Origin of the sequence: Sphingosinicella flava, assembly GCF_016025255.1 — a bacterium.
Taxonomy (GTDB): domain Bacteria; phylum Pseudomonadota; class Alphaproteobacteria; order Sphingomonadales; family Sphingomonadaceae; genus Allosphingosinicella; species Allosphingosinicella flava.
The window spans coordinates 438,268-456,409 of sequence record NZ_CP065592.1 but is presented as its reverse complement, the minus strand read 5'-3'; the positions used below and the strand labels follow the sequence as shown (position 1 = coordinate 456,409).

Genomic DNA, 18,142 nt, shown 5'->3' with positions numbered 1-18,142 from the left:
TTCGATTCCCGTTCACTTTTAACCGGTTAGACCTGTCGAATGATGATCGCCCGCTTTGCCCTTCCTCTCCTCCTCGCGCTCGGCCTTTCGGCGCAGGGCGCCGCGCAGACGCGGCAGCCGATCGAGCCGGTCGATATTCCGCCGAGCGTCGAACAGGGCGTCGACATGATCTATGTCGATCCCGAAATCGCCCCCGAAGTGGGGGAGCGGGATGCGCTGCTGAAGGATCTGGCGCTCAAGGCCGATGATCCCGGCGCCCCGGTCGACCTCTTCCTCCCGGTCCATCCGCTCTACACCGATCTGCGCCGCGGCCTGGTGCGCTACCGCATGACCTGGGGGGCCTTGCCCGATGTCGTCATCCCCGAAGGCCCCCCGCTCAAGCCCGGCGCGGCCGGAGAACGCGTCGCCCTGTTGCGCGAGCGCCTCGGCCTCTCACCGGGCACGCGCTACGACGCTGTTCTCGCCAATGCCGTGCGCGATTTTCAGGGGGTTCATGCCCTGAAGGCGGACGGCGTCGCGGGGCCGGGCACGATCGCCGCCCTCAACCTGGGCCCGGACCATTTCGAACGGCTCCTGCTCGTCAATCTCGAACGCGCCCGCCGTCTCCCGGCGGAGAGCGATGCGGGCCGCTACATCCTGGTCGATGCGGGCGCCGCGCAAATCAGTCTTTACGAAAATGGCAAGGCGGTCGACAGCATGCGCGCGATCGTCGGCAGCGCCAAAACGCCGACGCCGATGATGGCCGCCCTGATGCGCTTCGCCAGCGTCAATCCATATTGGAACGTGCCGCCCGATCTCGTGAAGACCCTCATCGCGCCGAAAGTCGTCGCCAATGGCCTCCCCTATCTGGAAGAGCGGGAATATGACATTCTCTCCGACTGGTCGGACGATGCCGAGCCGGTCGATCCCGCAAGCCTCGATTGGCCCGCCATCGCCGCCGAGGGCACGAGCATGCGCTTCCGCCGCCGCCCCGGCCCGTGGAATTCGATGGGCCGGATCAAGTTCATGATGCCCAACGATTACGGCATCTATCTCCACGACACGCCGGACAAATCGCTTTTCGCGGCCGAGGATCGCTGGATCAGCAATGGCTGCGTCCGGGTGGAGGATGCCGAGCGCCTTGCCACCTGGCTCTTCGGCCGCATGCCGGAGGGGAGTGATCCGAAGGTCGAGGAGCAGGTCGATCTGGAAGACCCGGTGCCGGTCTACATCACCTATATGACCGCCGCGCCCACGGCGGACGGCGGCGTGCTGTTCAGGGCCGATCCCTATGGCCGCGATCCGGCCCTGATCGCTCGCTATTTCGGCGCGGATGGCGGCGATGCATCGGACATCGCGCTCGCCACGCCCTGATCCGCGCCGAAACGCCGTTCCGCAAGGATCATCGCGCCCACCACGCAGCCCGCGAAGAGCGCCCCTTCCAATGCCCCCGTCGCCATCTGGCTGAGCGGCCCGAACCCCTCTTCGCGCAGCAACCCGCCAATGGCGTCGAGCCGGAAACGGGACGCGGGAAAATCGCGGGCGAGCAGGTCGAGGCTTCCGCCCATCAGCCGCCCGCCGAGAAAAGCGATGAGGATCCCTGCGACGCCGCCCGCCAGAGCGGCCATTCCGGCCCCCTGCCGCACCGATAGCGCCCCGGTCCGGCCCCAAAGCCAGGCACCAAGCCCGACGGCACCGCCGAGCAATGCCCCCTCGCCCGCTCCGGTCATGCCGCCCGGCGAACGGCCAACCAGCAATTCGAAGGCATCGAGCCCGATCAGCTTGACAGCCGCACCGACGATGGCTCCGCCCAACGCGCCGCCAACGATCGCCCATCCGCTCCCGCGCCCGAAAAGGTGAAGCGCCGCCGCGATTCCGAAGCTCACGCCCGCCCCGCCGATCAGGGCGAGAAGGGTGGTGACGACCAGCAGCACCAGCAAGACCGACAATGCCCCCATCCCCGGCTGGACCGGCGGCGCCGTCCCGGCAAGACCGTAAAACAGCCCGCCAAGCACCCCCGCCGTACCGCCGCCGATCGTTCCCGCCACCCCGGTTCGCGAAAGCGCGTGCCGGGAAAGGGAAGGCGTCGTCACCGGCATCCTGCCCGCGGCCACGCGATTCTCATCCTCTATCCACGTGACGGGCGCGATGAAGCGATAGCCATGCTTCGGCACCGTCTCGATGAAACGCGGCCGCCCCGCCTCGTCGCCCAGTGCCCGCCGCAGCGTCCGGACGCATTGCGTCAGCGCCTCGTCCGTCACCGGCACCCCGCGCCAGACCTCCTCCATGAAACGGTCCTTGGTCACCAGCGCCCCGCCCTCCCGAACCAGAAGCGCGAGGGCGTCGAAATAGCGTCCGTTCAGTTCGACCGGCATCGCGCCGTGCCGCAATCGCCGCTCGCTCACATCGATGGAAAAGCCTTCGAAGCGAAAGCGACCCGGCGTCATTTTCCTTGAGACCTTTCCCGCTCATCAACCTGTCGCTTGTTCGCAGGTCAGGGCCCATTCATACAGGGCGTCAGATCAATGACAACAAGGGCGGAGCCGCTCCAAATCGGGAAAATCGCTGATGGGACTTCGGGGCTAGGCCGTTATGAAAGCGATTGACTTCCGGTCATCTCGCGAACATCGACGCGGATCATGACGGCCGCTGCGCGCTCCCTCATTCGCCCTCTTCCACCCGGCCCCTCAGTGCTTGTCGCGCTCTTTCTCGTGTTGATGGGCGCTCTTTATTACGTGCTGTACGACCTTCTTCTCCACCAGCGCTCATCCGGGGCAAAAGCGGTCCTTTGGGCGGCCGTTACCATCTTACCCTGGCTGTCCGCATTCGAAGCCAACAAGCTGGTTTTGTACCGCGCCGGAACGGCATTCGGGCGTGCCGCCGGCATCGCGGCAATCATGCTGACGACGCTGATCCTTTCGGGCTTCGTCCAATGGCTTTTCCTCATGCCGCCGGGTTCGTCCATTTGGTCCGTTCTACCCCTTCATATGATTTCAGACCTGCCCAAAGTCATCATCGTGACTTTGCTGACGGTGATTACAGCCTTTCTGAGCTTCGGGCGTACCGAGGAAAGCTCCACGGCGATCGGGGCGCTTCCTGCCAATCCGGCCGATATCCTCTGGGTGAAGGCCGCCGGCAATTACGTCGAGTTTCGGACGGATGCACGCTGCCATATCCATCGCATGACCTTGCAAGGGGCACAGGCACTTCTTCCCTCCGGCCAATTCGTGCGCATCAGCCGGTCGGTCGTGGTCAATCGCAACGCGGTGGCCTCCAACACCCTCGCAAAGGGCGAACATATCCGCCTAACGGACGGCAGCTTGCACAAGGTTGGCAATGCCTACCGGGCCGATGCCGCCAGCCTCGTCTAGGACGGACGTCCCTCCGCCCCCTTTTTCGTCCCTTCATCCCAAATCTGTCGCCCTCCTTTTTTGCAAGCTCTAGGGCAAAGCGGATTTTTGGGGAGTGTGGGAATGAACAGACGCGAAATCATGAAGTTCGGGGCGGCTGGAACGGCGATTGCCATTCTGGCCGGGGGAAAAGTGCTGGCGTCCAGCAAGTCCATCAAAGTGGCCTTCATGATCGGGCCCAATGCGAATGTGATCGACACGGCGGGTCCATGGGAGGTGTTTCAGGATTATGCGCCATCGACGGCGGGATCGCTTGGAATGCCCGCCTCGCCTTTTGAAATTTATACGGTCGGGCCGTCGCACGATCCGGTGACAATGACGGGCGGTTTGGTGGTGGTGCCGCATTATAGCCATGCCGATGCGCCGCAACCCAACGTCATTATCGTCCCGGCCATGAGGCCAACTGAATCCGGAGACCGCTGGCTCAAGCAAGCAAGCGCGAAGGCGGACATCACTGCTTCGATTTGCACCGGCGCATTCCATCTTGCCCGCGCCGGATTGTTCGACGGCCTCGCCGCTACGACTCATCACGAATTTTACGATAGCTTTTCGCGGCAATTCCCGAATGTCGACCTTCGCAAGGGCCGCCGCTTCGTCGACTCCGGAAAGATCATGAGCGCCGGCGGCCTGACATCGGGCATCGACCTCGCCCTCCATGTGGTCGCGCGATATTTCAATGAGTCGGAAGCGGCTGGCCTCGCGGCCTGGCTCGAACATGACAGCGAGGGCTGGCGCACGGGCATTCGGGCTTAAGAGCGAGCGATTGGCCGCGCTCAACGGACCGAGGTGAGGCAACCCGCATTCACCAGAGTCCCTCCTTCATTCGGTGGCGCCGTTCAAGCTCGGCTGCGGTCGGTGGGATCGCCTGAAAGCTGCCCGGTTTGACGCCGCCATCCGGCTCGTAAGTGGCGATGACGGTGCCGCCGCCTGTCACTTCATGGTCGATCATCCGCATCGACAAAGGCGGCGTTCCATCGCCGAACAGTCGCTTCCCGGACCCCAGAACCACCGGAAACGTCATGACGGTCAGCCGGTCGATCAGGCCCGCCTTCAACAGTTGCGGGTAAAGCGTGCTGCTGCCCTGGATGATGAGGTCCGGCCCGTCGCCCCGCTTCAATTCGGCCAGCGCACTCATGTCCGGCACGCGGTGGCTGTTCTGCCAGGGCAGGGGCTGATCGCCGCGCGTGACGACATATTTGGCGGCACGGTCGAAACGCGCGCCCAGCGCCTTGTCCTCGCCTTCGACGAACGGCCAGTAAGCGGCAAAGATATCGTAGGTGCGCCGCCCGAGCAGCAGGTCGAAATCGCCGGAGAACAACCTATCGATCTGCTGCCCCACCTCTTCATCGAAAGAGTTGAACAGCCATCCGCCCAGCGCGAAGCCGCCGGTCGTATCTTCGTCCGGCCCGCCCGGAGCCTGCATGACGCCGTCAAGGGAAATGAACGCGGCGCCGATCACCTTGCGCATGGGATCCTCCATGGATTCGGCGGCCATTCTGCCGCGCAAATAGAAACTTTCCTACAGGGGCATGTTTGAGTCATAGACTTGTCGATGCACGACACCTCCCAAATCCCCGCCTTCGACCCGGTTCCTTCCGCCTCCACCCGGCACGACGGCTGGACGCCGGACAAGCAGCGCGCCTTCATTCGCGCGCTTGCCCGCACCGGCATCCAATCCGCATCGGCGCGGGCGGTGGGGATGAGCCCGAAATCCGTTTATGCCTTGTTGAAGCGCGCGGGAGCGGGAAGCAGCTTCATGCGCATCTTCGACGCGGCCTTGGCGCTGGGGCGGGCCCGGCGCCGGGAGGCGGTGAAAACAGCGTCAGGGTATCAATTTCATCATGTTCGTTACCTTCGGCAACGGGGCGGAACGGCCCTCCCCCGCCCCGCGTTGAGGGAAGAATCATTGCAAGGACAACAACATGAGCGACGACAAATCGGCCCCGCCGTCCGGCACCCGCGATCAGACGGGCGGTGAATCGCAGGGCGGCGCCTATCCCAATCCCCATTCCGGAAAGGCGGACAAGGACAAGGACTTCCACGGCGGGCAGAGCGGCCAGGCCTATCATGGCCATGGTCAGCTTGGGCAAAAGGACGTGCCGGACGCGGAGAATCTCAACGCGCCCTCGAAGGACGATTAGGCCGCTTCACCGCGCTCTAGGAAAATGGCGCCGTATCCACTATGTGGGCGCCACTCATGGCAATTCAGCTCCCCTCTCCGCCGAAAGTCGGCATGGTTTCGCTCGGCTGTCCGAAGGCGCTCGTGGATAGCGAGCGCATTCTGACCAAGCTGCGCTCCGACGGCTATCAGATGTCGCCCGATTACGATTCTGCGGACGTCGTGCTGGTCAACACCTGCGGCTTTCTCGACAGCGCCAAGGAGGAGAGTCTGGCCGCGATCGGCGAGGCGATCGCCGAGAATGGCCGCGTCATCGTCACGGGTTGCATGGGCAAAGAAGCCGAAGTGATCCGCGAACGCTTTCCGGACGTGCTCGCCGTCACCGGTCCGCATCAGTACGAACAGGTGGTCGGCGCCGTCCACGACGCCGCGCCGATGCCGCCCAACGCCTTCCTCAATCTCGTTCCGGAAGGCGGCCTGAAGCTCACGCCGCGCCATTACAGCTATCTGAAGATTTCCGAGGGCTGCAACCACCGCTGCGCCTTCTGCATCATCCCCTCGCTACGCGGCGATCTCGTCAGCCGCCGCCCCGACGCGATCCTGCGCGAGGCGGAAAAGCTGATCGCCGCGGGCACGAAGGAATTGCTGGTCATCAGCCAGGATACCTCCGCCTACGGCCTCGATCTGAAGCACGCCTCCTGGCCGTGGAAAGGCGGCGAGGTGCGCGCCCACATGACCGACCTCGCCCGCGAGCTCGGCAAGCTCGGCGCCTGGGTCCGCCTCCACTATGTCTACCCCTACCCCTATGTCGACCAGGTCATCCCGCTGATGGCCGAGGGACTGATCCTCCCCTATCTCGACATCCCCTTCCAGCACGCGTCCCCGAAGGTGCTGAAGGCGATGAAGCGCCCGGCCAACGAAGCCAAGGTGCTGGAACGCCTCAAAAAGTGGCGCGAAATTTGCCCGGACATCAATGTCCGCTCGTCTTTCGTCGTCGGCTTCCCCGGCGAAACGGAGGAGGATTTCCAATATCTGCTCGACTGGCTGGATGAAGCGCAATTGGACCGCGTCGGCGCCTTTCGCTTCGAACCCGTGCAGGGCGCGACCGCCAACGACCTGCCCGGCACCGTTCCGGAAGAGGTGAAGGAGGAACGCTACGCCCGCATCATGGAGAAGACCGCCCTCATCTCCGCCGCCAAGCTGCAGGCGAAGATCGGCCGCACCATCGACGTGATCCTCGACGTGGTCGACGAGGAAGGCGGCGCCACGGGCCGTTCCAAGGCCGATGCTCCGGAAATCGACGGCGAAGTCCACCTCCGCGATGCGGGGGGTTTCGCCCAGGGCGATATCGTCAAGGTGCTGGTCGAGGATGCCGACGAACACGATCTGTTCGGCGTGCCGGTCCGCTAGAAGAAGTCGGTCAGCACCGCGAGGGTCGGGCCGGCGAGGAGGCAGCCCCAGACGATATCGAAGGCCCGCACCCGCCGCATGATCGTGCCGCGCTTCCGGGTCGCCAGATCGTGGATGCTGATCGCCAGCATCGACAGCCCGCAAAAGGCGGTCAAGGCGAGGGCCGCGACAAAGACGGGCTCGACCTGCTCCCACGCCGCATAAGCGGGCCAGAGGAACAGGGCCGCGATGCCCGACAAGGTGCCGGTCCCCGCCGCCCGCTGGATCGTCCAGAAGCTCAGCATCGGGAGGTCAGGATTGCCCCGGAATGGCGATCAGCTCGATGGTGAAGAGCAACGTCGCCCCGCCGGGGATCGGCCCCTTCCCTGCCAGCCCGTAGGCGATGTGGGCAGGGATGGCGAATTCGAAGGTGTCGCCGACGCTCATCAGCGGCACGCCTTCCTGCCATCCTTTGATCAGGCGCGGCAGCGGGAAAGTGGCGGGCTCGCCCCGAGCGATCGAGCTGTCGAACTCCGCCCCGTCGATGAAGCGGCCCGCATAATGGATGGTGACGGTATCCGTCGGCGCCGGCCGCGCGCCCGTCCCGTCGCCCTTCACCCGGCGATAGCGCAACCCGCTCGCCGTCTGCATCCAGCCCTCCGCGGGTTTCAGCGCATAGAGGTAAAGCACCTGCCGGTTGTGATACTCCGCCGTCCGCTCGGCCGGGGCCTCCACAGGAGCCTGGAGCGCGGCCATCAGCGCCAGTGCAGTTGCGAACATCGTCATTCCCCCTTTTTCGCTTTCTTGGCGGGCGCTTTTTTGGCCGGCGCCTTGGGTCCCTTTTTCTTCGCCGGTCCCTTGGCGGCACGGTCGTCGATCAACTGCGCGGCTTCCTCGAGCGTCAGCGCCTGCGGGTCGATGCTGCGAGGCAAAGTCGCGTTGGTCGTGCCGTCCGTCACGTAAGGGCCGAAGCGGCCCTCCATCAGTTTGATCTCCGCCTCGGTGCGCGGATGTGCACCGAGCACCTTCAGCGGCTCCCGCGACCCGCCGCGCGCTCGCGCGCCGCCTGCCGCAGCTTCGGCGAGCTTCACGACCGCCGCGTTCATGCCGGTTTCGAACACTTCGGCGGTCGAGCCCAGCTTCGCATATTTGCCGTCATGGGCGAGATAAGGCCCGTAGCGTCCGATGCTGGCGGTGATCGGCTTGCCGCTTTCCGGATGGTCGCCGATCGTGCGCGGCAGCGACAGCAACTTCACCGCCCAGTCGAGATCGACATCCGTTTGCGGCACATCGCGCGGGATGGAGGCGCGCTTGGCGTCCTTCCCGTCGCCTTGCTGGACATAGGGGCCGAAGCGGCCGGTGCGGAGCGAGATTTCCTCGCCGGTCGCGGGATCGCTGCCGAGCACCTGCGGCCCCGCATCCTGCCCCGCTTCCTCGCCACCCTGGCCGAAGCGGCGGGTGAATTTGCATTCCGGATAGTTGGAGCAGGCGATGAACGCCCCGAATTTGCCGCCGCGCAGGGCAAGCCGCCCCTCGCCGCAAGCCGGGCAGACGCGGGGATCGGTGCCGTCGCCTTTGTCCGGAAAGAGATAGGGGGCAAGAAACTGGTCGAGCGCCGCCGTGATGTCGGACGGTTTCTGCTCCATGATCTCCGCCGTCTTCGGCTTGAAATCGCGCCAGAAGGCTTCGAGCACCTTCTGCCATTCCGCGCGGCCGCCGGAAATGTCGTCCAGTTCCTCTTCAAGCCCTGCCGTGAAATCGTAAGAGACATAGCGCTCGAAGAAACGCTCCAGGAACGCCGTCAGGAGACGCCCGCTCTCTTGCGGGGAGAAGCGATTCTTCTCCAGCGCCACATAGTCGCGGTCCTTCAGCGTCTGCAGGATCGCCGCATAAGTGGACGGGCGGCCGATCCCCAATTCCTCCATCTTCTTGACGAGGCTGGCTTCGGAATAACGGGGCGGCGGCTGGGTGAAATGCTGTTCGGCATGAACCGATTTCTTGTGCGGCTGGTCCCCCTCGCTTATGCGCGGCAGGCGGCGGCTTTCCTCGTCCGCCTCGTCGTCGCGGCCCTCCTCGTACAGCGCCATGAAGCCGGGGAAGAGCACCACCTGGCCCGTCGCCCGCAGCGCCGTCTGGCCGGTGCCGTCTTCCATCTCGACCGTCGTGCGTTCGAGCCGAGCCGACTGCATCTGGCTCGCCATCGCGCGCTTCCATATGAGGTCGTAGAGGCGCGCATGATCGCCGCTTCCGGCCTTGTCCTTCGAGAAATCGGTCGGACGGATCGCCTCGTGGGCTTCCTGGGCGTTCTTCGCCTTGGTCTGATAGATGCGCGGTTTGTCTGGTACATAGCCCGCATCATAGCGGTTAGCGATGGCGCGGCGGGCGGCGGAGATCGCCTCTTCCGCCATCTGCACGCCGTCGGTCCGCATATAGGTGATCGCGCCATCCTCGTAGAGCGTCTGGGCGATGCGCATCGTGTGGCTCGCAGCGAAGCCCAATTTGCGCGCCGCTTCCTGCTGCAATGTCGAGGTGGTGAAGGGCGGCGGCGGGTTGCGGGTGAGCGGCTTGGTCTCGACGCTCGCCACGGTGAAGCGGCCATCCTCGACCGCTTTCTTCGCGGCTTGGGCGGTGGCCTCGTCGCCGATGGACAGGCGTTCGACCTTATCCCCCCGGAAGCGAACAAGGCGCGCGAGGAACTCCGTGCCGTCCGCCTCCATTGTGGCGGAAACGCTCCAATATTCCTGCGGCTTGAACGCCTCGATCTCGCGCTCGCGATCGACAATGAGGCGCAGCGCCACCGACTGGACGCGCCCCGCCGACTTTGCGCCGGGGAGCTTACGCCACAGCACGGGCGAAAGCGTGAAACCGACCAGATAATCGAGCGCCCGCCGGGCCCGATAGGCGTCGATCAGGTCCACATCCAACCCGCGCGGTTTCCCCATCGCCTCGGTTACAGCCGATTTGGTGATCGCATTGAACGTCACTCGCTCGACATGTTTAGGCAATGCGCGGCGCTTCTCCAGCACCTCCTGCACGTGCCAAGAAATCGCCTCGCCCTCGCGGTCGGGGTCGGTCGCAAGGATCAGCGCGTCGGCCTTCTTCGCCTCGTCGGTAATGGCCTTCAGCTGCTTCGCCTTGTCGGCATAGGCCTCCCACTCCATCGCGAAGCCGTTGTCGGGATCGACCGACCCGTCCTTCGGCGGCAGGTCGCGGACATGGCCATAGGAGGCGAGGACGCGATATTCCTTGCCCAGATATTTCTCGATGGTCTTGGCCTTGGCCGGGGATTCGACGACAACAAGTTTCATGATCGCTTTCTTCTCACACGTACGCGCGAGGGTGGTGATCGGCCATGCGGTTCGTCAAGGGCCTCGGCTGGCCCATCATCCCGATCGGGCGGCGGCGCCTGTTTCCGAAAAGACTCAGGCCAGGCTGACTTTGCCGCCGGCGTGCCGCTCCAGCCGCCCGGCGAGTTCCAACTCGAGCAGCACCGTCTGCACGATGGCGGGCGCCAATTCGGCCTGCCGGATCACTTCGTCCACCGGCACAGCGGTGGGGCTGAGCAGGTCGAGCACGGTGCGCCGTTCCGTCTCGCTCGCGTCCGGCGCGGCCGTGGGAGGCGTGTAATCGAGTTTCCCTTGGGCGAATGGGCGCAAGTGGAAAGGCCGAATGGTTTCCAGCACATCCTCGGCATTCTGGATCAGGATCGCGCCGTCGCGAATCAGGCTGTTGCAGCCTTGCGCGCGCGGGTCGAGCGGAGAACCCGGAACGGCCATGACGTCGCGGCCGAATTCCAACGCATAGCGCGCGGTGATGAGAGAACCGGATTTGGGCGCGGCTTCAACCACGACTGTCCCATGGGAAAGGCCGGCGATGATGCGGTTGCGATAGGGGAAGTGCCGGGCATGCGGCTCGACGCCTGGCGGCTGTTCGGCGATCAGCAAGCCGCGCTCGGCAATCGTCTTTTGCCGTTCTTCATTTTCGGGCGGATAAAAAACGTCGATGCCGCCCGCGATCACGGCGATGGTGCCGCCTTCCAACGCGCCGTCGTGCACGGCCGTATCGATTCCCCGCGCAAGACCGGACACGACGGCCGCGCCGCCTTGCGAAACGTCCTGCGCGAGCTTTCGGGCAAAGCGGCAGGCGGCTGCGGATGCGTTTCGCGCGCCAACCATCGCGATAGCGGGCTTGTCCAGAAGCGAGAATTGTCCCTTGGCGATGAGAGCGGGCGGCGCCGTATCCAACTCCGCCAGCAAAGGAGGATAGAGCCCCTGTCCCAAGAACAGATAACGTGCGCCAAGTTCAGCGACCCGCGCCATTTCACGCTCGACGAGCGCGCGCGGCGCAATGCGCGGCGCCTTGCCTCCGCCACGGGCAGCCATGTCGGGAATGGCCGCCAACGCCGCTTGCGCATTGCCAAAGCGGGCCAGCAACTGGAAATAGGTGACCGGCCCGATATTGTCGGACCGGATAAGCCGCAATCGCGCGATCTGGTCTTCGGAAAAAGTCTCAACCATTCGTTTTTCGGCCCACCTTGGACTCCGTGCCTTGAAGCAGCCGGACGATATTGTCGCGATGCTTCCAGACGACGAGCAAGGCGAACCCGAGGAAGAGCATCGCGAGCGGCACATTCCCGTCTAGGAAAAGAACCGCGATGGGCGCTGAGAGCGATGCGCTCATGCCTCCCACGGACGAATAGCGGGTGAGCAGCAGGGCGCCGATCCAAACGCCAGCGAAGATCAGGGCCGCGAGCGGCGCCATGGCGATCAAGATGCCGAGGAAGGTCGCCACCCCCTTCCCGCCCCGGAATTTCAGCCAGACGGGGTAGAGATGCCCGATCAGCGCGCCGATCGCCGCGACCCCTTCGTGGCCGGGCAGCAGGTAATGCACGATGAGGATCGCCGCCGTCGCCTTCAGCATGTCGAGGATCAGGGTCGCGGCGGCCAGCCCCTTGCGGCCCGTCCGCAGCACGTTGGTCGCCCCGATATTGCCGGAGCCGATGCTGCGCAGATCGCCCGCGCCGGTCGCCTTGGTGAGGATGATCCCGAATGGAATCGAGCCCAATGCATAGCCGATCAGGAAGGACAGGATCGGCAGTACGGCAATATCAGGCGTCAGCATGGACGCCGGTTTAGCGCATCGCTTTGGGCACGCAACCACTGAGTGTTCCGGCGAAGGCCGGAGCCCAGCGGCGCCGATGGAAGGGCTGGACCCCGGCCTTCGCCGGGGTACAAGGGCGCCGATGGCGAAACCGCTTCTCATCTTCGATTCCGGCGTCGGCGGCCTGTCCGTGCTGAAGCCGATCCGGTCCCTGCTTCCCACCGCCCCCATCGTCTATACGGCCGACAGCGCGGGCTATCCCTACGGGACGAAGACGGAGGCGGAGATCGCCGCGCGCGTTCCCGCCTTGCTCGGGCGCCTTGCCGAACGATTCGATCCCGAGCTGATCGTCATCGCCTGCAACACCGCCTCAACGATCGCGCTCGATGCCGTGCGCGCGGCGCTCGATCTGCCGATCGTCGGCACCGTGCCCGCCATCAAGCCCGCCGCCGCGCTGTCGCAAACCCGCGTCATCGGCGTGCTCGGCACCGAAGCGACCGTCCGCCAGCCTTATGTCGACCGCCTCTCCGCCGAATTCGCGAGCGACTGCACCGTGATCCGCCACGGCAGCGCCGAACTCGTCGACGCCGCCGAAGCCAAGCTGCGGGGCGAGCGGGTCGATCCCGCCATCTTCACGCGCGCCCTAGAGGGCCTCTTCTCCCAAAGCGGCGGCGAACGCATCGACACGATCGTCCTCTCCTGCACCCATTTCCCGTTGGTCGAGGAAGAACTCGCGACCGCCGCGCCGCACCCAGTCCGTTTCGTCGACGGCAGCGAAGGCATCGCCCGCCGCACCGCCTGGCTCACGCGCAATCACATCTGGCCAGAGACACCCTCCCAAGGCACCGCCATATTCACCCGTCGCACACCCAATATAGACGCTTATGTTCCGGCGCTGAAAGGCTTCGGTCTGGATCGCATCCTTTCGCTTTAGAATTGCGATCCATTCGCACTGGCCTTTTCGAACCGCTTTAGGGTAAGGGGCGCGCAAGCAAGTTCCCGAGGACAGCATCTTGGATTATCAGCGGGTTTTCGCACAGGCGATCGAGCGGCTTCATGCCGAGGGGCGCTACCGCGTGTTCATCGATATCCTGCGCAACAAGGGCGCCTTCCCCAACGCCCGCTGCTTCGCCGGCCATAACGGGCCGAAGCCGATCACCGTCTGGTGCTCCAACGACTATCTCGCGATGGGCCAGCATCCCGCCGTCATCGCGGCGATGGAAGAAGCCCTGCACGATGTCGGCGCAGGCTCCGGCGGCACGCGCAATATCGGCGGCAACACCCATTATCACGTCGAGCTGGAGGGCGAGCTCGCCGACCTCCACGGCAAGGAGGCGGCCCTGCTCTTCACCTCCGGCTATGTGTCGAACGAAGCCACGCTATCCACAATCGCCAAGATCCTGCCCGGCTGCATCATTTTCTCGGACGCGCTCAATCACGCTTCGATGATCGCGGGCATCCGCAATTCGGGCTGCGAGAAGCACGTCTTCCGCCACAACGACGTGGCGCATCTGGAGGAGTTGCTCGCCGCGGCACCCGCCGACGCGCCGAAGCTCATCGCCTTTGAAAGCGTCTATTCGATGGACGGGGACGTCGCCCCCATCGCGGAAATCTGCGATCTCGCAGATCGCTACAATGCCCTCACCTATCTCGACGAGGTGCACGCGGTCGGCATGTACGGTGCGCGCGGCGGCGGCATTTCGGAGCGGGACGCTGTCGCGCATCGCCTCACCATCATCGAAGGTACGCTCGGCAAGGCGGTCGGCGTGATGGGCGGCTATATCGCGGCGGACCGCAACATCGTCGACGTGATCCGCAGCTATGCGCCCGGCTTCATCTTCACGACCTCATTGTCGCCGGTCCTCGTCGCCGGGGCACTCGCCAGCGTGAAGCACCTGAAGGCGTCGAGCGAGGAACGGGAAGCCCAGCAGGCCGCCGCCGCGAAGCTGAAGGGCATCTTCGCCGAAGCCAATCTCCCGACCCTCCCTTCGACGACGCACATCGTGCCCTTGATGATCGGCGATCCGGTCAAGGCGAAGCGGATTAGCGACATTCTGCTCGCCGAATATGGCGCCTATGTTCAACCCATCAATTTCCCGACCGTCCCCCGCGGCACCGAGCGCCTGCGTTTCACGCCCGGTCCCGCCCATACCGAAGAGATGATGCGGGAACTGGCGGACGCGCTGGTCGAAATCTGGGATCGGCTGGAGATGCGGCTGGCCGCCTAACCCGCCATGAATGGTCGCTCCGGATTGATCCGGCCCCAAACTTAGTCCGGCATGGAACAATAAGGGGCGCCATCAAGCCATACCCATTTCCCGGCGTCTTGTGCCACCACGGCGGTCCGCTCCTCCCGCCTATTCGCAGCGTCACGATATTTGCAGACGAACTCGCCAGGTTCCTCTTCCACCTCGCGGCATTTCACCTCGACCGGCTTGGCACAGACTAGATAAGCGGATTGTTCGGTTCCAATGTCGGTATGGACGCGGTTTATCATGGCGGAGTGGAGGTCGTCTGCCGTGGGGCTGTCGCTCACGACATGCGCGCATGCGGTTAGGACGAAAACGTAGAAAATGCCGGATATAGCTCTCATGCCCTCTCCCCATGCCCCATTGATCGCACGGAGCCTATATATCCAGTAGCGAATCCTGCTTCTCTCCACTAGAGGCTGTGGCTCACCTTACCGGAGACGCATGCCATGGCCCTTCGCATCGCCATTGCTTCCGATCACGCCGCCGTGGATCTGAAGGCCGTGCTGACGGACTATTTGCGTCAAAACGGTTATGATGTCTCCGACCTCGGCCCGCCGTCCACGGACAGCGTCGACTATCCGCTTTACGGCTATAAGCTCGCGGACGTGATCGCTTCTGGGCAGGCCGATTATGGCGTCGCCCTCTGTGGCTCCGGCATCGGCATTTCCATTGCGATCAACCGCAACCCGGCCTGCCGCTGCGCGCTCGTTTCGGAGCCCCTCTCCGCCACCTTCGCGCGCTCCCATAACGATGCCAACGTCATCGCCATGGGCGCGCGCCTGATCGGGCCGGAAATGGCGAAGGCCTGCCTCGACGCCTTTTTCTCCACCGATTTCGCGGGCGACCGGCATCAGCGCCGCGTCGACCAGCTTTCCAACCCCATCCTCACCAAGGACCAAGCATGACCGATATCCGCGACGCCGGTTTCTTCACGGACACTCTGGCGAATGCCGACAGCGCCGTCGCCGATGCGATCGCGGCGGAACTCGACCGCCAGCAGAACCAGATCGAACTGATCGCATCCGAAAATATCGTGTCGAAGGCGGTGCTGGAGGCGCAGGGCTCGGTCTTCACCAACAAATATGCGGAAGGTTATCCGGGCCGCCGCTATTATCAGGGCTGCGCACCCTCGGACGCGGTGGAAAGCCTCGCCATCGAACGCGCGAAGAAACTCTTCAACTGCGGCTTCGCCAACGTCCAGCCGCATTCGGGGGCTCAGGCGAACGGCGCGGTGATGCTGGCCCTGACCAAGCCCGGCGATACGATCATGGGCCTGAGCCTCGATGCCGGCGGCCACCTCACGCATGGCGCGAAGCCCGCGCTTTCCGGCAAATGGTACAATGCCGTCCAATATGGCGTCCGCCCTGACGACCATCTGATTGATTACGATCAGGTCGAGCGCCTCGCCAAGGAGCATAAGCCCACCCTGATCATCGCGGGGGGGTCGGCCTATCCGCGCCACATCGATTTCGCCCGCTTCCGCGCCATCGCCGATGAAGTGGGCGCGCTGCTCATGGTCGACATGGCGCATTTCGCAGGCCTTGTCGCGGCCGGGGAACATCCGACCCCGTTCGGCCATGCCGACGTCGTCACCACCACCACGCACAAGACATTGCGCGGCCCGCGCGGCGGCATGGTCCTCACCGACAATGAGGACATCGCCAAGAAGATCAATTCGGCCGTTTTCCCTGGCCTTCAAGGCGGTCCGCTCGTCCACGTCATAGCGGCCAAAGCAGTAGCGTTCGGCGAAGCGCTGCAACCGGAGTTCAAGGCCTATGCGAAGGCGGTGATCGCCAACGCCCAGGCCCTCGCTGGCCGTCTCAAGGCGCGCGGCGCCGACCTCGTCGCAGGCGGCACCGACACCCACCTCGCCCTCGTCGATCTTCGTCCGCTTGGCATCACCGGCAAGGATGCGGACGAGGCGCTCGAACGCTCGGCCATCACCTGCAACAAGAACGGCGTGCCCTTCGATCCGCTGCCCCCCTTGAAGACCAGCGGCATCCGCGTCGGCTCGCCCGCAGGGACCACGCGCGGCTTCGGGGTCGCGGAGTTCGAGGACATCGGAGACATGATCGCCGACGTGCTCGACGGCCTCGCCGCCAAGGGCGAGGATGGCGATCCCGCCGTCGAAGCCGACGTCAAAGCCCGCGTCCGCGCGCTGTGCTCTCGTTTCCCCATCTATCAGGGGCTGTAATTGCGCTGTCCCTTCTGCGCCCATGACAACAGCCAGGTGAAGGACAGCCGTCCGAGCGAGGACGGCTCGTCCATCCGCCGCCGCCGTCAATGCGAGGACTGCGGCGCCCGCTTCACCACATTCGAACGCATCCAGCTTCGCGACATCATCGTCGTAAAATCGGAAGACCGGCGGGAAATATTCGATCGCACGAAGCTGGAGCGCTCCGTCGCCATCGCCTGCCGAAAGCGCCCGGTGAGCCAAGAGCGGATCGATAAGCTCGTCTCCTCGATCCAGCGCCAGGTCGAGACGAATGGCGAAAGCGAGATCGGGTCCAGCGCGATCGGCGAGATGGTGATGAACGGCCTCCAGGCGCTCGACACCGTCGCCTATATCCGCTTCGCCAGCGTCTATAAGGATTTCCGCGAAGCCAAGGATTTCGAGGATTTCGCCGTCACCGTCGCGGAGGCGGTCCGCGAATGACCGCGCCCGCCATCGTCCTGGTCAGGCCGCAGCTCGGCGAAAATATCGGCAAGGCCGCGCGCGCCATGCTGAATTTCGGTCTCACCGACATGCGCCTTGTCCGTCCGAGGGACGGCTGGCCCAACCCAGCAGCGGGGCCCGCAGCCTCGGGTGCGGATATCGTCCTTGAAAAGGCAAAGGTTTTCGACAGCGTCCCCGAAGCGGTGGCCGATTGTCCGCATGTTTATGCTACCACGGTTCGCAAGCGCGGCCTCGTCATTCCTGTTGTGACGCCTGAAGTTGCCGCGCAGGAGATTTGTGGTCACGCCGAAGGGAGCGCCATCCTCTTCGGTGCGGAACGCTCAGGACTTGAAACCGAAGAGGTCGCTATCGCACAGAAAATCCTCACTGTTCCCATCAATCCGGATTTTCGCTCTTTGAATTTGGCGCAGGCCGTGATTCTCGTCGCTTACGAATGGTCCAAGCACCAGGATCTGGCGGTTCCCACTGAAGGCGAACCGGCAGAACCTCGCGCCACTCAAGCGCAACTCGAAGGCCTAATTGTGCAGATGGACGAGGCGCTCGACCAAGCAGGCTATTATTTCCCGCCCGACCGCGTCCCTGCCACGCGCAAGACGATGCGCACGATCCTCTCGAAGGCTGGCTGGTCAAATCGCGAAATTCAGGCGCTCCGCGGTATGCTCCGCACGCTCGTCAATCCGCGCAAGCGTTAGCCGCGCATGGCATCATAGCGGTCGAATTCGTATGCGATCGAGGCTTCCACCAGCCGCTCATAAAGATCGGCGATTACTTTATCCGGTACGCCTTCATCCTTCGCATGGCGCCTTACATTGGCAATGACCTCGGCCTTGCGCTTCTCATCGCGCACTGCGCCGCGATCGGATTTGATCCGCGCAGCAGCGCGCATATAGCCGAACCGCTCCCCCAGCAAGGCGACAATCTGCTCGTCCAGCCGATCGACACCATAACGGACTTCCGTCATGGTCTGACAATCGTCTGGCTTCACTCGGTTCCTGATCATGGTCGCTCTTTAGCGCCTTGGCCCTTCCTGTCGAGGTTGACTTTGCTGGCCTCTCCCGTCATAGGCGCGCCTTCGCAATTGGCTCCGCACCCCTGGTGAAGCGGCGGCCGCGTCGGATGCAATGTCCGGCGGTGCGGTTCCAGGGACAGCAGCTCTCCCCGAAAAGTGGGAACCGGTTTTCGGATCAGGAGGGCTGAAACAGAAATGTTAGCAAAT

20 protein-coding genes are annotated in these 18,142 nt (G+C 64.2%); 11 read left to right on the top strand and 9 right to left on the bottom strand.

The annotated features are described in order from the left end of the window. The first annotated feature begins 39 nt into the window (after nucleotides 1–39). Nucleotides 40–1,353 carry a L,D-transpeptidase family protein gene (locus IC614_RS02315; protein ID WP_200972139.1) on the top strand — a complete coding sequence of 438 codons (1,314 nt, stop codon included), beginning with the start codon at nucleotides 40–42 and terminating at the stop codon, nucleotides 1,351–1,353. Here the strand turns inward: IC614_RS02315 and IC614_RS02310 are convergent. Continuing rightward, nucleotides 1,299–2,426 (bottom strand): winged helix-turn-helix domain-containing protein, encoded by a 1,128-nt coding sequence (locus tag IC614_RS02310; protein WP_200972138.1) that lies wholly within the window; start codon nucleotides 2,424–2,426, stop codon nucleotides 1,299–1,301. The two genes, IC614_RS02315 and IC614_RS02310, sit on opposite strands and share 55 nt — an antisense overlap. A gap of 192 nt (nucleotides 2,427–2,618) precedes the next feature. On the opposite strand from IC614_RS02310, the gene IC614_RS02305 reads away from it, so the two are divergent. Further along, the gene (locus IC614_RS02305; RefSeq protein ID WP_207791140.1) at nucleotides 2,619–3,350 is read left to right on the top strand and encodes a LytTR family DNA-binding domain-containing protein; all 732 of its coding nucleotides are present in this window, start codon (nucleotides 2,619–2,621) and stop codon (nucleotides 3,348–3,350) included. Nucleotides 3,351–3,452: 102 nt separating this feature from the next. Continuing rightward, nucleotides 3,453–4,142, top strand: a complete 690-nt coding sequence (locus IC614_RS02300) for a DJ-1/PfpI family protein (protein WP_200972136.1) — start codon at nucleotides 3,453–3,455, stop codon at nucleotides 4,140–4,142. 49 nt (nucleotides 4,143–4,191) lie between these two features. Here the strand turns inward: IC614_RS02300 and IC614_RS02295 are convergent, their stop codons facing one another. Further along, the gene (locus IC614_RS02295; protein WP_226372699.1) at nucleotides 4,192–4,884 is read right to left on the bottom strand and encodes a dihydrofolate reductase family protein; all 693 of its coding nucleotides are present in this window, start codon (nucleotides 4,882–4,884) and stop codon (nucleotides 4,192–4,194) included. Nucleotides 4,885–5,311: 427 nt separating this feature from the next. On the opposite strand from IC614_RS02295, the gene IC614_RS02290 reads away from it, so the two are divergent. Both IC614_RS02290 and rimO read left to right on the top strand, forming a co-directional pair. Then, complete coding sequence (locus IC614_RS02290; RefSeq protein ID WP_200972135.1) at nucleotides 5,312–5,530, top strand: hypothetical protein; 219 nt, start codon at nucleotides 5,312–5,314, stop codon at nucleotides 5,528–5,530. Between the two features lie 56 nt (nucleotides 5,531–5,586). Continuing rightward, complete coding sequence (gene rimO, locus IC614_RS02285; protein WP_200972134.1) at nucleotides 5,587–6,918, top strand: 30S ribosomal protein S12 methylthiotransferase RimO; 1,332 nt, start codon at nucleotides 5,587–5,589, stop codon at nucleotides 6,916–6,918. Here rimO and IC614_RS02280 read toward each other — a convergent pair. The 5 genes from IC614_RS02280 to plsY all read right to left on the bottom strand — a co-directional run bounded on the left by IC614_RS02280 (nucleotide 6,915) and on the right by plsY (nucleotide 12,018). Next, the gene (locus tag IC614_RS02280) at nucleotides 6,915–7,202 is read right to left on the bottom strand and encodes a hypothetical protein (protein ID WP_200972133.1); all 288 of its coding nucleotides are present in this window, start codon (nucleotides 7,200–7,202) and stop codon (nucleotides 6,915–6,917) included. The genes rimO and IC614_RS02280 overlap by 4 nt on opposite strands. Before the next feature lie 7 nt (nucleotides 7,203–7,209). Then, nucleotides 7,210–7,677 carry an FKBP-type peptidyl-prolyl cis-trans isomerase gene (locus IC614_RS02275; RefSeq protein WP_226372698.1) on the bottom strand — a complete coding sequence of 156 codons (468 nt, stop codon included), beginning with the start codon at nucleotides 7,675–7,677 and terminating at the stop codon, nucleotides 7,210–7,212. A 2-nt stretch (nucleotides 7,678–7,679) separates the two neighbouring features. Further along, nucleotides 7,680–10,205, bottom strand: a complete 2,526-nt coding sequence (topA, locus tag IC614_RS02270; protein ID WP_200972131.1) for a type I DNA topoisomerase — start codon at nucleotides 10,203–10,205, stop codon at nucleotides 7,680–7,682. 114 nt (nucleotides 10,206–10,319) lie between these two features. Continuing rightward, on the bottom strand, nucleotides 10,320–11,414 hold the full coding sequence (gene dprA, locus IC614_RS02265) for a DNA-processing protein DprA (RefSeq protein WP_200972130.1): 1,095 nt from the start codon (nucleotides 11,412–11,414) through the stop codon (nucleotides 10,320–10,322). Then, nucleotides 11,407–12,018: a glycerol-3-phosphate 1-O-acyltransferase PlsY gene (gene plsY / locus IC614_RS02260; protein ID WP_200972129.1), complete on the bottom strand. Its 612-nt coding sequence runs from the start codon at nucleotides 12,016–12,018 to the stop codon at nucleotides 11,407–11,409. Before plsY ends, dprA begins: the two co-directional genes overlap by 8 nt. Nucleotides 12,019–12,139: 121 nt before the next feature. Here plsY and murI point away from each other — a divergent pair, with 121 nt between their 5' ends. Further along, entirely contained in the window at nucleotides 12,140–12,931 is a 792-nt protein-coding gene (gene murI / locus IC614_RS02255) for a glutamate racemase (protein WP_200972128.1), read from the top strand. Between the two features lie 79 nt (nucleotides 12,932–13,010). Continuing rightward, nucleotides 13,011–14,225 (top strand): 5-aminolevulinate synthase, encoded by a 1,215-nt coding sequence (gene hemA, locus IC614_RS02250; protein ID WP_200972127.1) that lies wholly within the window; start codon nucleotides 13,011–13,013, stop codon nucleotides 14,223–14,225. 41 nt (nucleotides 14,226–14,266) lie between these two features. Here hemA and IC614_RS02245 read toward each other — a convergent pair whose 3' ends face one another. Next, nucleotides 14,267–14,590: a hypothetical protein gene (locus tag IC614_RS02245; protein WP_207791139.1), complete on the bottom strand. Its 324-nt coding sequence runs from the start codon at nucleotides 14,588–14,590 to the stop codon at nucleotides 14,267–14,269. Nucleotides 14,591–14,695: 105 nt separating this feature from the next. On the opposite strand from IC614_RS02245, the gene rpiB reads away from it, so the two are divergent. Genes rpiB through IC614_RS02225 form a run of 4 tightly spaced genes read left to right on the top strand, consistent with a single transcriptional unit; the run spans nucleotide 14,696 to nucleotide 17,618 of the window. Continuing rightward, nucleotides 14,696–15,154 carry a ribose 5-phosphate isomerase B gene (gene rpiB / locus IC614_RS02240; protein ID WP_200972125.1) on the top strand — a complete coding sequence of 153 codons (459 nt, stop codon included), beginning with the start codon at nucleotides 14,696–14,698 and terminating at the stop codon, nucleotides 15,152–15,154. After that, complete coding sequence (gene glyA / locus IC614_RS02235; protein ID WP_200972124.1) at nucleotides 15,151–16,443, top strand: serine hydroxymethyltransferase; 1,293 nt, start codon at nucleotides 15,151–15,153, stop codon at nucleotides 16,441–16,443. The genes rpiB and glyA overlap by 4 nt, the downstream gene beginning before the upstream one ends. Then, nucleotides 16,444–16,905, top strand: coding sequence for a transcriptional regulator NrdR (gene nrdR, locus IC614_RS02230; RefSeq protein WP_200972123.1), 462 nt, complete (start codon nucleotides 16,444–16,446; stop codon nucleotides 16,903–16,905). It abuts the gene before it with no gap. Continuing rightward, complete coding sequence (locus IC614_RS02225) at nucleotides 16,902–17,618, top strand: RNA methyltransferase (protein WP_200972122.1); 717 nt, start codon at nucleotides 16,902–16,904, stop codon at nucleotides 17,616–17,618. Before nrdR ends, IC614_RS02225 begins: the two co-directional genes overlap by 4 nt. Here IC614_RS02225 and IC614_RS02220 read toward each other — a convergent pair. Beyond that, nucleotides 17,615–17,911: a chorismate mutase gene (locus IC614_RS02220; RefSeq protein ID WP_200973057.1), complete on the bottom strand. Its 297-nt coding sequence runs from the start codon at nucleotides 17,909–17,911 to the stop codon at nucleotides 17,615–17,617. The two genes, IC614_RS02225 and IC614_RS02220, sit on opposite strands and share 4 nt — an antisense overlap. Nucleotides 17,912–18,142: the final 231 nt, after the last annotated feature.